This is a genomic window from Streptomyces sp. NPDC059398 (genome assembly GCF_042751845.1).
Classification (GTDB): Bacteria; Actinomycetota; Actinomycetes; order Streptomycetales; family Streptomycetaceae; genus Streptomyces.
In genome coordinates this window covers 1-13048 of record NZ_JBHYWP010000099.1, presented here as the reverse complement: position 1 = coordinate 13048, position 13048 = coordinate 1, and the positions used below count along the sequence as shown (strand labels likewise).

Annotated in this window: 12 protein-coding genes; 9 read left to right on the top strand and 3 right to left on the bottom strand. The window is 72.0% G+C overall.

The genetic code is table 11. The features are described 5' to 3' along the window. Positions 1-58: 58 nt before the first annotated feature. The gene (locus tag ACFXBC_RS28240) at positions 59-1528 is read left to right on the top strand and encodes an FGGY-family carbohydrate kinase (RefSeq protein ID WP_385030403.1); all 1470 of its coding nucleotides are present in this window, start codon (positions 59-61) and stop codon (positions 1526-1528) included. A gap of 79 nt (positions 1529-1607) precedes the next feature. Here the strand turns inward: ACFXBC_RS28240 and ACFXBC_RS28235 are convergent, their stop codons facing one another. Continuing rightward, the gene (locus ACFXBC_RS28235) at positions 1608-2039 is read right to left on the bottom strand and encodes a protein-tyrosine phosphatase family protein (RefSeq protein WP_385030399.1); all 432 of its coding nucleotides are present in this window, start codon (positions 2037-2039) and stop codon (positions 1608-1610) included. Between the two features lie 137 nt (positions 2040-2176). Next, positions 2177-3406 (bottom strand): aromatic acid exporter family protein, encoded by a 1230-nt coding sequence (locus tag ACFXBC_RS28230; RefSeq protein WP_385030395.1) that lies wholly within the window; start codon positions 3404-3406, stop codon positions 2177-2179. Between the two features lie 299 nt (positions 3407-3705). Between ACFXBC_RS28230 and ACFXBC_RS28225 the strand changes: the two genes are divergently transcribed. Both ACFXBC_RS28225 and ACFXBC_RS28220 read left to right on the top strand, forming a co-directional pair. After that, positions 3706-4734 (top strand): cytochrome c oxidase assembly protein, encoded by a 1029-nt coding sequence (locus ACFXBC_RS28225; protein WP_385030392.1) that lies wholly within the window; start codon positions 3706-3708, stop codon positions 4732-4734. A 229-nt stretch (positions 4735-4963) separates the two neighbouring features. Next, the gene (locus ACFXBC_RS28220; protein ID WP_385030389.1) at positions 4964-5329 is read left to right on the top strand and encodes a hypothetical protein; all 366 of its coding nucleotides are present in this window, start codon (positions 4964-4966) and stop codon (positions 5327-5329) included. A gap of 38 nt (positions 5330-5367) precedes the next feature. Here ACFXBC_RS28220 and ACFXBC_RS28215 read toward each other — a convergent pair whose 3' ends face one another. Further along, the gene (locus ACFXBC_RS28215; RefSeq protein WP_385030386.1) at positions 5368-6126 is read right to left on the bottom strand and encodes a DeoR/GlpR family DNA-binding transcription regulator; all 759 of its coding nucleotides are present in this window, start codon (positions 6124-6126) and stop codon (positions 5368-5370) included. 301 nt (positions 6127-6427) lie between these two features. Here ACFXBC_RS28215 and ACFXBC_RS28210 point away from each other — a divergent pair, with 301 nt between their 5' ends. The 6 genes from ACFXBC_RS28210 (at position 6428) to ACFXBC_RS28185 (ending at position 13038) form a co-directional block, all read left to right on the top strand. Then, positions 6428-7267, top strand: coding sequence for an endo alpha-1,4 polygalactosaminidase (locus ACFXBC_RS28210; protein ID WP_385030383.1), 840 nt, complete (start codon positions 6428-6430; stop codon positions 7265-7267). A 186-nt stretch (positions 7268-7453) separates the two neighbouring features. Next, positions 7454-8785 (top strand): ABC transporter substrate-binding protein, encoded by a 1332-nt coding sequence (locus ACFXBC_RS28205; RefSeq protein WP_385030380.1) that lies wholly within the window; start codon positions 7454-7456, stop codon positions 8783-8785. A 13-nt stretch (positions 8786-8798) separates the two neighbouring features. After that, positions 8799-9752: a carbohydrate ABC transporter permease gene (locus ACFXBC_RS28200; protein WP_385030377.1), complete on the top strand. Its 954-nt coding sequence runs from the start codon at positions 8799-8801 to the stop codon at positions 9750-9752. Beyond that, positions 9749-10645 carry a carbohydrate ABC transporter permease gene (locus ACFXBC_RS28195; protein WP_385030374.1) on the top strand — a complete coding sequence of 299 codons (897 nt, stop codon included), beginning with the start codon at positions 9749-9751 and terminating at the stop codon, positions 10643-10645. The genes ACFXBC_RS28200 and ACFXBC_RS28195 overlap by 4 nt, the downstream gene beginning before the upstream one ends. Positions 10646-10774: 129 nt before the next feature. Then, positions 10775-11731, top strand: coding sequence for a carbohydrate kinase family protein (locus tag ACFXBC_RS28190; protein WP_385030371.1), 957 nt, complete (start codon positions 10775-10777; stop codon positions 11729-11731). After that, on the top strand, positions 11728-13038 hold the full coding sequence (locus ACFXBC_RS28185; RefSeq protein WP_385030368.1) for an alpha-glucosidase/alpha-galactosidase: 1311 nt from the start codon (positions 11728-11730) through the stop codon (positions 13036-13038). The genes ACFXBC_RS28190 and ACFXBC_RS28185 overlap by 4 nt, the downstream gene beginning before the upstream one ends. Positions 13039-13048 lie beyond the last annotated feature (10 nt).

The following is a 13048-nucleotide window of genomic DNA, read 5'->3' as shown; positions in this document are numbered from 1 at the left end:
CCCGTCCACGGCCGGGATCCGCACCCGCCCTCCGCGTACGAGAGGACCCCTTCCGCAGATGAGTTCCGCCACCGGTGCCCGGCCCGCGCCCGTCCCCGTCGTCGCGGGCGTCGACGTGGCCACCGCAGCGGTCCGCGTGGTGTGCGCGGATCCGGGCGGCCGGGTCCTCGCCGGGGCGACGGTCCCGGTCACCCCTCCGGTGCGCGGCGGAGGCGGCCGCAGCGAGCAGGACGCCCGGTCCTGGTGGCCGGCCACGGCTGCCGCACTGCGCCGGGCCACCGCCGCACTGCCGGGGGGCGGCCGCGAGGTGGTCGCCGTGGCCGTGTCCGCCACCTCCGGGACCCTGGTGCTGGCCGGGCCGGACGGCGAACCGGCCGGACCCGCCCTGATGTACGACGACCGGAGCGCGGCCGGCGTCAACGCGCGGGCGCAGGAGCTGGGCGCACCGCGCTGGCGGGCGCTGGGACTGACCGTCGGCCCCACGGCCGCGCTGGGGAAGCTGGTGGGCTACGCGGCCCGCGCGCTCCCCGGCCAGCTGGTGCTGCACACCCCGGATCTGCTCGGTCTGAAGCTGACCGGGCATCCCGTGGCAACCGACTGGAGCCATGCGCTGAAGTCCGGCTACGACCCGCGTGCGGGCGAGTGGGCCAGCGAGGTCTTCGACGCGTTCGATGTGCCGTCGCGGCTGCTGCCCGCCGTGCGGGCCCCCGGCACGCGGAGCGGGGTGGTCTCGGCGAGCGCCGCCGCCGAGACCGGGCTCCCTGCGGGGTGCGAGGTCCGGCTCGGGATGACGGACGGCTGCGCGGGCCAGATCGCCACCGGCGCGGTCGAACCCGGCCGGTTCGTCGGCGTGCTGGGGACGACGTACGTACTCAAGGGGGTGACCCGCGAGCTGGTCACCGACCCCGCGGGCGCCCTGTACAGCCATCGCCACCCGGACGGCTGGTGGCTGCCGGGCGGAGCGTCGAACACGGGCGGCGAGGCCGTCGCCGCGGTGGACGCGGCCCGCCTGCCCGCGCTGGACGCGGCGGCGCGGGAGCGGGGCCCGGCCGCGTGTCTGGCCTATCCGCTGCGCCGTGAGGGCGAGCGGTTCCCGTTCGTCTCCGGCCCGGCGCACGGCTTCCTCGTCGGTACACCGCGGGACGAGGCAGAGGAGCACCGGGCGGCGCTGGAGGGGGTGGCCTTCCTGGAGCGGCTGGCGGTGGAGCGGGTGCGGGCGCTGGGGATCGAGGTACGGGGCCCGCTGTACGCGGCGGGCGGCGGCAGCCGCAGCGCCGTGTGGAACCGTATCCGGGCGACGGTCCTCAACAAACCGCTGAGCGTGGCGGAACGGGCCGAGACGGCCTTCGGCGCGGCCCTGCTGGCCGCGTCGGGCACCCTCCACCCGGATCTCCCGGCGGCTGCGGCGGCGATGGCCGGTGCGGGGCGTACGGTCGATCCGGTGGAGCGCGAGCGTGCGGCGCTCGACGCGTCGTACGGGCGGTTCGTCGCGGAACTGCGCTCACGCGGGTGGCTCGGCACGGGCTGAGTACGGGCGGGGGCCCGTACCTGACGGGTCGGTCACGGGCGTGGTCGGGGCGCGTCACCGACGCACCTGATCGGTGGATCTACGCGAAACGGCGGACGAACCGGCGCTGCCAGGGGGTCTCGACCGCGTGCCGGTCGTAGTGCTCACGGACGTATCCGACGGCGTCGGCAGCCGGTACCCCGTCCAGTACGGCAAGACAGGCAAGAGCCGTACCGGTACGGCCCCGCCCGCCCGCGCAGGCGACTTCGACGCGCTCCGCCCCCGCCCGCTCCCAGACCTCGCGCAGGGCGCCCGCCGCGGCGGCGCGGTCGGCCGGGAGCCGGAAGTCGGGCCAGCGGATCCAGCGCGACTCCCAGTCCACGGGGGAAGGTTCACGGCCCAGCAGATACAGGGCGAACGTGGGCTCGGGTCCCGCAGGGAGCGGCCTGCTCAGTCCGCGGCCCCGGACCAGACGTCCCGACGGCAGCCGCAGTACGCCCGCCGCCGACGGGTCCCAGGGCTCGGCCGTCACCGGCAACGTACCTCCACGGTCGGGACGGGGATCGGGCCGCCGCCGCGGCACGGTGCCGGTTCATCCTCGCACCGGCCGGGGTCTGCCGCAGCCGCTGGGGCGAGTCGGCCGGTCCGCTCGGGTCCGCCCGGCTCCGCTCAGATCTCCGCGCGCATCTTGCGGGCCATGGCGGTCCCCCGCAGCCGGCGGACCGCGGAGGCCAGTTGCGGGTGCCGTTCGCCCAGTTCCAAGGAGCGGCGGTCCAGTTCCTGGGTGAGCCGCTCGGCACGCTTCTCCACGTCGAGTTCGTCCAGGATGCGGTCCACCTCGGCGAGCAGCGCGCCGTGGAGCTGCCACTGGCGCGGGTGCTGCTGCACGTTCTCCAGAAGGAGGTGGGCGACCCGGTCCCGGGTGACCGCGGCCTCCTCCAGCGCCAGCGTCAGCCGGGACTCGGCGTCCTCGGCGCTCTTGGCGACCGGCGTGGTGATCAGTACGGAGAAGCTCTCGATGGCGTCGGCGAGATCGCCCATCAGCTCCTGCAGCGCGGCGGCCACATCCTCGGGGAAGAGCGGCTCATCGGTGCGCTCCTTCGCCAGGTCCGTCATCGTCCGCGTGAGCACCCGCAGCACCACGGCGCAGATCTCCAGGGTGTCCAGGCCGGTGCGCAGCACGACACGTGACAGCAGCCCCTGGCGCACCCGGGGGTTGAGCAGCAGGCTCTCCTCGGCCTGGCGGAGCGAGGCATCCACCTCGACGATGTCGTGGTCGAGTCTGCGTGCCTCGTGCAGCCGTGCGGCGGCCTGCTCGACGGGGGTGTGGCCGCTCGCCTGCGTGCCGATGGAGCGGAGCATCACGCCCATCGACTCCGCCATCTCCTCGATGGAGCTTCCCGCCGTCTGGACCCAGACCGGCGGTGCGAGCAGCAGGTTGAAGAGCAGCCCCACCCCCGCACCGATCAGCGTCTCCAGGATCCGGTCCCAGGCGGTGGCCGCCACCTGGGAGACACCGAGCACCAGCATGGAGCTGATGGCGACCTCGGGTACGAACTCGTACACGCGCACCAGCCGCCCCACGATCAGCGCGGTGAAGATCGTCAGACCGAGGCTCCACCAGGTCAGTCCGACGAGCGTGCTGAAGCCGCTGGCGAGGAGCACTCCGACGATGACGGCGTTCACCCGTCGGATCCCCGTCCTGAGCGTCGCGTAGAGCGTGACCTGGACCACGAGCAGAGCTGTCAGGGGCGCGGTGAGAGGCGCACGCTGCGGCAGCGCCACCAGTGCGACCACGAAGGCGATGACAGCGGCGGCCGTGGACCGGAGCGTCTGCACCGCGACGGGCTCCACGGTCCTTCGGACCAGCTTGACCACGGGTGCGGACACATCAGGCATTGCAGGTTCCTTCCCACACGGGTGGCGCCCGCGTGCCCCCGGTGGCACCGCGCCCGTCCGCACACGACAGCGGCCAGTGTGACGGCGGCCGGTGCCGATGCCCCGACAGGCGCACCGGGGTGTCGTGGCGGCCCTGCACGCGGGGAGCGGGAATCATCGGCGGGACGCCGCGTACGGAGGACCGGCGGTGGCGCGCCGCGCGGCCGCCCCGGACGGAGGCGTCCGACGACACGGGACTACCGTGGTACGGCCCCCACGGCGGTCCTCGCGGGCGGGTGCGAGAGGTAAGGATGTCTGGAATGAACCTGCCGGATCTGACCTTTTCCCGGTTCCCGGCCATGTGGCAGTTCGACGGTCCCGCTCTGCTGCTGGTCCTGGTTCTGGGCGGGCTCTACGGCTGGGGTGTGGTGCGGCTGCGGCGGCGCGGCGAGCGGTGGTCCGCGGGCCGCACGGCGGTCTTCGCCCTGCTGGGTCTCGGCACGGTCGTGGTGGCCACGATGTCGGCGCTCGCCGTCTACGACGAGGTGCTGTTCTGGCCGGCCGCCGTGCAGAACATCCTGCTCGATCTGATCGCGCCGCTCGGCCTGGCCCTGGGCGACCCGCTGTCGCTCGCCTGCCGTGCGCTGCCGGGGCGCGCGGCGGCCCGCCTGCGCCGCGCGGTGACCGGCAGGTTCGCCCGGCTGCTGGCCTTCCCGCTGGTCAGTTCGCTGCTGGTCCTGGTGTCGGAGCTGTGTGTGTACTTCACGCCGTACTTCGAGACCGCGCTGCGCCATGGCGCGCTGCATCAGCTGATGTACCTGCAACTGCTCCTGGTCGGTTGTCTCTTCGTGCTGCCGGTCCTCACCGAGGAGGCGCTGCTGCCCAGCTGGTGCAGCCACCCGGTGCGGGCCGCGATGGTCTTCTTCGACGGGCTCATCGACGCCGTCCCGGGCATTGTGGTGATGACCAGCGGCACCCTGATCGCGGGCTCCTGGTACACCCGGCACTCCCCGTCCTGGGCGCCCGGCGTCCAGCACGACCAGCAGATCGGCGGCGGTGCGATGGTCACGCTCGCCGAACTGGTCGGGGTGCCCTTCCTGCTGGTGATCTTCGCTCAGTGGGTCCGTTCGGAGCGGGCCAGGACGGCGGCGCTCGACCGCCGCCTTGACGCCGAGCTGATCCCGGCGGCGCCCCGTACGCCGCCGGTTCCGTCCGGCGGCGGCGCCGCGGTGGTCCCCGCGTCCGCGGGCGGCGCGCAGGAGAGTGCGGAGGGGCCCGAGCGGGTCCGTCCGTGGTGGGAGTCCGACGGAGGCGTCGTCGGGGACAGGATGCGCCAGGGCCGCCCGTAGGCCCGGTCCGGCCGGGCAGCTCCGGACCGGCGGAGTCCCTTCGTACCGGCCGCGCCGCTCCGTACCGTGTACCGGACACCGCCGGGCATGACCGGCGCCTGCCCGGACATGCGTCGGACTGTCACCGGCCTTCGGCCGCACCGCATACTGGGGTACGCCGTCCGGCGGGGCCACCGGCCGCGGTCGCCGGTACGACCGGACAGCAGGCAAGAGGGGCAGGGGCAACCGGATGAGTTCCGATCAGGACCGCGGGGCAGGGCTCGGCAGCGACGAGGAGGTCCAGTCGCCCACGGACGAGCAGCGGGCGGGCTGGCACGAGGTGCGGCAGCGTGCCAGGGGTCTGACTCACCACCAGGCGAAGGCGGCTCTGGAAGCAGCCCGGCGGACGGCCGACGAGAGCGCGCGGGGCGCCGGCGGGGAGCGGGGGCGTGCCCGCGTCCAGGCGGAGATCGAGGAGTGGGAGCGCATCACGGAAGCGCTCGCCGATCACGACGGGCGCTACGACCCCGGGGCCGATCCCTTCGTCCAGGGGGAGCTGGCAGGCCGGGCCGACCGGGCCTCCGTGCCCCCTCCCGCGGAGGGCGGCACCGTCTGACCGCCAAGGGCGCGGCAGCCGCGGAGCAGGAGGACGTGTCAGGCGATGGTGACACCCACCCCCGTCTCGGAGATCCGTGCGCATGCGCGCTCCGGCGCCTCCCGGTCGGTGACCAGATGGTGCACCGCGGACAGCGGGCAGATCTTCGCGAAGGTGGTCCGCCCGATCTTCGAGTGGTCGGCGACGACGACGGTCCGGCTGCTGTTCACGGCGAACGCCCGGTCCGTCGCCGCTTCGAGCTGGTCGTACGTCGTGCAGCCCTGCTCCGCGCTGATGCCGTCCACCCCCAGGAACGTCATGTCCATGTGATAGTCGGCGAGGGTCTTCTCGGCGATGGGGCCCACGAGTTCATAGCTCTCGGTCCGCGCGTTGCCGCCGATGACGACCAGCGTGACGTGTTTGTGCAGGACGAGTTCGGCGGCGATGTTCACGGCGTTGGTGACGATGGTGGCCGGGCCCCGTTCGGCGAGGAGACGGGCGATCTCGGTGGCGGTGGTGCCCCCGGTCATCCCGACGACCGCCCCCTGCGGCACCAGCGCGGCGGCCGCCGTCGCGATGGCGCGCTTCTCCGGCCTGCTGCGCTCCGCACGGTACTGCACCGGCATTTCCAGACCGATGCTCCCGACGGCGGCCCCGCCATGGGTGCGGCGCAGCAGGTTGCGGGCGCTCAGATGCTGGAGGTCGCGTCTGACGGTCGCCCCCGAGACTCCGAGCAGGCAGGTCAGCTCCCCCACGTCGACGCTGCCCTTCGCGGACACATGCTCAAGTATCCGCGCATGGCGCTCAGTTCTCAGCATGAGCTGAGCATAGCTCTGCGCGGACAGGGCAGCCGGGTCTTCCCGGGGCCCGGAAGGCGCCCCGTGACCTGCCTTGAACGTGCTCGATATGCGCGAACGTGCGCAACAACTGCTCAGGTTCGCGCTATTGACATGGTGATTCCTGCTCGATTTACTGCGGTCAACGCCGAGTCCGAGCATTCGGCGCCAGAGGTACGCCTAGCCGGTGGACGGCCCACAAGCCGCAAGCCCGGACAAAGTCGCCAGGATCGCTGTCAGCGTCCGAGGCGGGGACGTACCCTCCATCATCTGGAGCTCGATGATGACCATCACTCCCGCACGGCCCCGTCGGCTCTCCCTCTCCGGGGCGCGCCGCGCGGCCGCCGTCGCCGCGGTCACCGCCGCGGCCGCGGTCCCGCTGCTCGCGCCGTCCAGCGCGTCGGCGGCCTCGTCCCCCGCTCTGCCCCCGGCCCACGCCGGGTTCGACTACCAGATCGGCGGTGCGTACACGCCGCCGTCCGGCGTGAAGGTGGTCAGCCGTGACCACGGGGACGCTCCGGCGGCCGGCCTGTACAACATCTGTTACGTCAACGCCTTCCAGGCCCAGCCCGGCGCCGAGAAGGACTGGGACTCCGATCTGCTGCTGCGCAAGGCCAACGGCGATGTCGTCTACGACTCGAACTGGGGTGAGGCGCTGCTCGACCTGCGTACCGCCGACAAGCGGAAGCGGGTGGCCGCGAAGGTCAACAGCTGGATCGACGGCTGCGCCGACAAGGGCTTCCAGGCCGTCGAGCCCGACAACTACGACAGCTACACCCGCTCGTCGAAACTGCTGAGCGCCGCCAACGCCAAGGCGTACATCACTCTGCTCTCCCAGCACGCGCACGACCGCGGGCTGGCCATCGCCCAGAAGAACACCTCGCAGCTGTCCGGTGCCCGCACGCAGACCGGACTGGACTTCGCCATCGCCGAGGAGTGCGGCACCTATGACGAATGCGGCAAGTACACCGACGCGTTCGGCAGCAATGTGATCGTGATCGAGTACACGGACAAGGGCCTCTCGAAGGCCTGCAAGAGCTGGGGTGACCGGCTGAGCATCGTCGAGCGCGACCTGGACGTCTCGCCCAGCGGCAGCAAGGGATACGTACGCAAGACCTGCTGACGCCCATGTCTCCCCGGTGCGCCTCCCCGTGAACCCGGCGCACCGGGGTCTCCCCCCGCCCTTCCGCGCCGCGCCCGTCCTCTCCCGGTACTCCTCCGGCACGACCGGCCCCGCCGCACCTGTCCAGCACGTCCCCGCGGGCCTCCCCGCGTACCGCAACGTGCCCTGATTCCCCTGGAGGTCCGGATGGCTGTCGGCCATCACCGCCCCGTCAGTCCCTCGCGCCGGACGGTGCTGCGGCGTGGCACCGGTCTGGCCTGCGCCGCTTCGGCCGCGATGGCGCTGCCCGGCTGCGGCGCGCACACCGATGACGGCATCGGAGCGCACGGACGGGTCACGGTCGAGCTGTGGCACGGCCAGACCGACACCGGCCGCAAGGCGATCGAGTCGCTGGTGGCCGACTTCCAGCGGGCCCATCCGCACATCCGCGTCGACTCCGGCGGGGGTGTCCTGTCCGACTCGATGCTCCAGAAGGTGACGGCCGCGCTGGCCTCAGGGTCGTACCCGGACGTCGCCTACATCTTCGGTTCGGACCTGGCGGGCGTGGCACGCAGCCCGCAGGTGGTGGACCTGACCGCCACCGTGCGCTCCGGGCCGGTCCCCTGGAACCAGTTCTGGGCCCCGGCGCGCGACGCCGTCACGGTGAACGGCCGGGTGCGCGCCGCACCCGCGCTACTGGACTCGCTCGCTGTGGTGTGCAACAAGAAGCTGTTCCGCCGCGCCGGTATCCCGCTGCCGGAACCGGGCTGGACCTGGCGGGAGTTCCAGGAGACCGCCAAGCGCCTCACCGACAAGCAGCGGGGTGTCTTCGGCACCGGCTGGCCGGGGGTCGGCGACGAGGACACGGTCTGGCGGCTCTGGCCGCTGGTGTGGGACCTCGGCGGCGAGGTGATCGCGGCGGACGGGCGCAGTATCGGGTTCGCCGAAGCCGGGGTGCGGGCGCTGGAGACGGTGGCGGGGCTCGCCCGCGACCGGAGCGTCTATATCGACCCGAAACCGGGCACCGAGCAGATGTACCAGGTCTTCGCGTCGGGCCGGATGGGGATGGTCGTCACCGGGCCGTGGCAGCTGCCGGACATCATCCAGGCGGGCGTCGACTACCAGGTGGTGCCGCTGCCCAGCTACAGCGGCCGCCCCGTCACCATCTCGGGCCCCGACACCTGGACGGTCTTCAACAACGGCTCCGCCCGTGTCGAGGCGGCCCGCACCCTGGTGAGCTGGCTGATGGAGCCGGCCCAGGACGTGCGCTGGGACGTCCGGGCGGGCAGCCTGCCGCTGAGCCGGCGCACCCAGAACCTGCCGGAGTGGCGGGCCAAGGCCGCGAAGACCGAGGGGCTCTCGGTGTTCACCAAGGCGCTGGAGTCATCCCGGGTACGGCCCGCCCATCCCGCGTACCCGCAGATCTCCACGGCGCTGGGAGAGGCCATCGTGTCCGTACTGCTCGGCAGGAGCACCCCCGCGAAGGCCCTGCGCCGCTGCGCGGACGACGCCAACGCCGCCCTGCTCATACCGCGTTGAGGAGGCTCACGCCATGCCCGGTCTGCCCGCCCCGCTCACTCTCTCCGACCCCGGCCACGAACAGCAGCTGCGCGGCCTGCGCCGACGGCGCCGCAGTGAATCGGCCACCGCCTGGGCCTTCATCTCCCCGGCCGTCCTCATCATCCTGGGCCTGAGCGTCGTCCCCGTCATCTGGTCCGTGCTGCTGTCGTTCCAGGCCGACGACCTGGTGACGCCGAGCCGCTGGGTCGGCCTGGACAACTACCGGGCGCTCACCAAGGATCCGCACTTCAGCCAGGCGGTGTGGAACACCCTGGAGTACACGGTGCTCTATGTTCCCCTGTCCATGCTGCTCGGGCTGGTCCTGGCCCTCGTACTCAACCAGCGCATCAGACTCGTCGGCCTGTACCGGACGCTGATCTTCGTGCCGTTCGTCATCTCGGCGACGGCGCAGGGCGTGCTGTTCTCGTTCATCCTCGACCCGCAGTTCGGAGTGGCCAATTCGCTCCTGCACTCCATCGGGGTCTCCCCCCAGGGGTTCCTCACCGATCCCGGACAGGCGCTGCTGGTCCTGGTGGTGATCTCGCTGTGGAGCGGCACCGGCTTCTGTGTGGTGGTCTATCTCGCCGCCCTCCAGGACGTGCCGCAGTCACTCATCGAGGCCGCACGGCTGGACGGCGCGGGCAGGCTGCAGCTGCTGCGCCATGTCGTCCTGCCGACCCTCACCCCGGTCAACGTCTTCCTGCTGCTGTGGCAGACCATCAACGCCCTGCAGGTCTTCGACCTGGTGTACGTGACCACGAAGGGCGGGCCGCTCGGCTCCACCACCGTGATCGTCTACTTCATCTGGGAGCAGGCCTTCAAGAACTTCACCGCCGGCTACGGAGCGGCAGCGGCCTATGTCCTCGCGCTGGCCCTGCTCGTGATCGCCGGAGGGATGCGCGTAGTCCGGCGGCGCCGGCCCGCCATCGAAGGAGCCATCCGATGACCGTCACCACTCCCCTGCCCCCGCGCACCGCCCGTACGGCCCCGGCGCCCACGCCGCCCCCGCGGCGCGGGCCGGGACTGCGGCTGCCGTTCAGCGCCTGGCATCTGCTGCTCGCCCCGCTCGCGCTGCTCTTCGCGGTTCCGATGATCTGGCTGCTGCTCAGCTCCGTGATGACCAACGCGGAGATCAACAGGTTCCCGCCGGCTCTCTGGCCGTCTGGAATCCATCTGGGCGGCTACCGCTATGTGCTGGGCAACGCCATGTTCCCCCGCTGGTTCGTCAATTCGCTGATCGTGTCCGTGGTGGCGGTCGCATCCAATCTGCTCTTCGGCGCGCTGGGCGGGTACGCCTTCGCCCGGATGCGGTTCGCGGGGTCCCGTCTGCTGCTCGGGCTGATGCTGGCCACGATGGCGATCCCCTTCCAGCTGACGATGATCCCCACCTTCCTGGTGATGAAGCGCCTCGGACTGATCGACACGCTCGGCGCGCTGATCGTCCCATCGCTGGTCACACCGTTCGCGGTGTTCCTGCTGCGGCAGTTCTTCCTGTCGCTGCCCAGGGAGTTGGAGGAGGCCGCGTGGATCGACGGCTGTTCCCGGCTGCGGGTCCTCTTCCTCATCGTGCTGCCGTTGTCACTCCCGGCGCTGAGCACGGTGGCCGTCCTGACGTTCCTCACCACCTGGAACGATCTGACATGGCCGCTGATCGCCATCAACCACGACACCCAGTACACGCTGCAGTTGGGCCTGACGACCTTTCAGGGACTGCACCACACCCAGTGGCCCGCGGTGATGGCGGGGAACGTGATCACGGTGCTGCCGGTTCTGCTGGCCTTCCTGGCGGCGCAGAAAACCTTCATCCAGTCCATTACGTCGAGCGGCCTCAAGGGCTGAACTCCCCCTGCCGCGCAGCCGTGTTCGCACACCGTACGTCGGGACCGGCCGCCCGGCCCCCGCCGTCCCGCCCGCCCCGCACCCTCTCGCCGCCCCCGCACCCTCTCGCCGCCGACTCCAGGAAGCCCCATGCCACACACCTTCGACCTGCTCGTCGTCGGGGACGCCAACCCCGACGTCGTACTCGGCCCCCTCAGCGCCCCGCTCGCCTTCGGGCAGCGCGAGCAACTCGTCGACACGGGTGTGCTCACCCTCGGCGGTTCCGCCGCCATCATGGCGTGCGGCGCCGCCAGGCTCGGGCTCCGTGTCGCCTTCGCCGGACGCGTCGGGGACGACGACGCCGGACGCTTCGTCCGGGCCGCCCTTGCCGGCCGGGGCGTCAACACGGACGCCCTGGTCCTCGACCCGGAGCACGCCACCCCGCTCACCGCGGTGGTGACCGCGGGCGACGACCGCGCCATCCTCACCGCATCCGGCACCCTGAGCGCGACCTGCGGTGACGACGTGCCCGACGCGCTGCTCACCGACTGCCGCCATGTGCACGCGGCCTCGTACTTCCTGATGCCCAAGCTCGCCGGTGCCCTGCCCGGCCTGCTGCGCACCGCACGCCACCATGGCGCGACCACCTCCCTCGACACCAATGACGACCCGTCAGGGGAGTGGCGGTCCGCCGGTCTCGACGAGGTGCTCGCGGTCACCGACATCCTGCTGCCCAACGCCCAGGAGGCCCGTGCGCTGGCCGGGCCGTCCGCCGGAACACTCGACGGGGCGGCGGCCCGGCTGGCCGCCCTCGGCCCGCTGGTGGTGGTGAAGGACGGGGCCCAGGGGGCGCTCGCCCATGACGGCAGCGCCCCGTCGCGCACCGGCGCGATCCCCGTCCTGCCGAAGGACACCGTCGGCGCCGGGGACAGTTTCGACGCCGGATTCATCGCCGCCCATCTGAGGGGCCTGCCGACCACCCGGGCTCTCGAAATCGCCGCGGCCTGCGGTGCCCTGTCCACCCGGGCCCATGGCGGCACCCCCGCACAGCCCACCTGGGACGAAGCCGTCACAGCCGTCACACACAACGGAAAGAACCACTCATGAGCACCACGAAGATCGCATTCATCGGCGCCGGAAGCGTCGTCTTCACCCAGGGGCTGCTGGCGGACCTCTTCGCCTTCCCGGAACTGACCGACGCCCATATCGCGCTGCACGACATCGACGCCGAACGGCTGGCCACCGCCGAGGGCGCCGCCCGCCACATCGCGGCCGAGCGCGGCGCGGCAGCCCGTATCACCTCCCACGCGGAGCGGCGCGAGGCCCTGGAGGGCGCCGACTTCGTCATCAACATCGTCCAGGTCGGCATGGGCGAGGCCACCCGTACCGACTTCGAGGTGCCCGCGCGCTACGGCCTGCGGCAGACCATCGGCGACACACTGGGCGTCGGCGGCATCTTCCGCGCACTGCGCACCTTCCCCCTCCTCAAGGCGCTCGGCGAGGACATCGCCGAGCTCTGCCCCGACGCCTGGCTGCTCAACTACACCAACCCCATGGCGATGAACGTCCAGTACCTCAGCCAGGCCACCGGGCTGACCCGCGTCGTCGGTCTGTGCCACTCGGTGTACTGGACCATGCGGGACCTCTCCGAGCTGGTGGGTGTCGCGTACGAGGACGTCAACTACCTTGCCGCGGGCGTCAACCACCAGGCGTGGGTGCTCCGATTCGAGCAGGGCGGCACGGACCTCTACCCCCGGCTGGACGCCCTGGTGGCGGACGACCCGCAGCTGCGCCGCCGGGTCCGGGTCGACATGTACCGGCGACTGGGCCACTATCCGACGGAGACCAGCGAGCACTCGGCAGAATATGTGCCCTGGTATCTGCACCACGACGAGGAGATCGAGCGGCTGCGGCTGCCGGTGGGCGCCTATCTGGGCATCGTCGACGAGAACGTCGCGGAGTACGAGAAGACCCGGGCCGCCCTAGCCTCCGGGACGCCGCTCCCGGTCGAGGGCACCATGGAGTACGCCCCGCAGGTCATCCACAGCATCGTCACGGGCACGCCCCGCACCATCTACGGCAATGTGCCCAACCGGGGCCTCATCGACAACCTCCCCGCTTCGGGGACCGTCGAAGTCCCTTGCCTGGTCGATGCGTTGGGGGTGCAGCCGACCCGGATCGGGGAGCTGCCCGCGCAGTGCGCGGCGCTCAACCGCGCCTATCTGAGCATGAACGACCTCGTCGTCCGCGCGGCTCTGCACGATGAGCCGCGCCATGTACGGCAGGCCGCGATGACCGACCCGGCGACCGCCGCCGCCCTGCCCGTCGAGCGCATCTGGGAGCTGTGCGACGACATGGTGCGCGCCCACGGCGACGCGCTCCAGCCGTCGCTGCGCGCCGTTCTGGGCAGCTGATCCCCTGAGC

What these genes read in the sequence shown, in the direction of transcription:
- ACFXBC_RS28200 (WP_385030377.1), top strand. Translation starts at nt 8,799, where the DNA reads ATGCCCGGTCTGCCCGCCCCGCTCACTCTCTCCGACCCCGGCCACGAA.
- ACFXBC_RS28225 (WP_385030392.1), top strand. Translation starts at nt 3,706, where the DNA reads ATGAACCTGCCGGATCTGACCTTTTCCCGGTTCCCGGCCATGTGGCAG.
- ACFXBC_RS28195 (WP_385030374.1), top strand. Translation starts at nt 9,749, where the DNA reads ATGACCGTCACCACTCCCCTGCCCCCGCGCACCGCCCGTACGGCCCCG.
- ACFXBC_RS28205 (WP_385030380.1), top strand. Translation starts at nt 7,454, where the DNA reads ATGGCTGTCGGCCATCACCGCCCCGTCAGTCCCTCGCGCCGGACGGTG.
- ACFXBC_RS28220 (WP_385030389.1), top strand. Translation starts at nt 4,964, where the DNA reads ATGAGTTCCGATCAGGACCGCGGGGCAGGGCTCGGCAGCGACGAGGAG.
- ACFXBC_RS28190 (WP_385030371.1), top strand. Translation starts at nt 10,775, where the DNA reads ATGCCACACACCTTCGACCTGCTCGTCGTCGGGGACGCCAACCCCGAC.
- ACFXBC_RS28240 (WP_385030403.1), top strand. Translation starts at nt 59, where the DNA reads ATGAGTTCCGCCACCGGTGCCCGGCCCGCGCCCGTCCCCGTCGTCGCG.
- ACFXBC_RS28185 (WP_385030368.1), top strand. Translation starts at nt 11,728, where the DNA reads ATGAGCACCACGAAGATCGCATTCATCGGCGCCGGAAGCGTCGTCTTC.
- ACFXBC_RS28230 (WP_385030395.1), bottom strand. Translation starts at nt 3,406, where the DNA reads ATGCCTGATGTGTCCGCACCCGTGGTCAAGCTGGTCCGAAGGACCGTG.
- ACFXBC_RS28215 (WP_385030386.1), bottom strand. Translation starts at nt 6,126, where the DNA reads ATGCTGAGAACTGAGCGCCATGCGCGGATACTTGAGCATGTGTCCGCG.
- ACFXBC_RS28210 (WP_385030383.1), top strand. Translation starts at nt 6,428, where the DNA reads ATGACCATCACTCCCGCACGGCCCCGTCGGCTCTCCCTCTCCGGGGCG.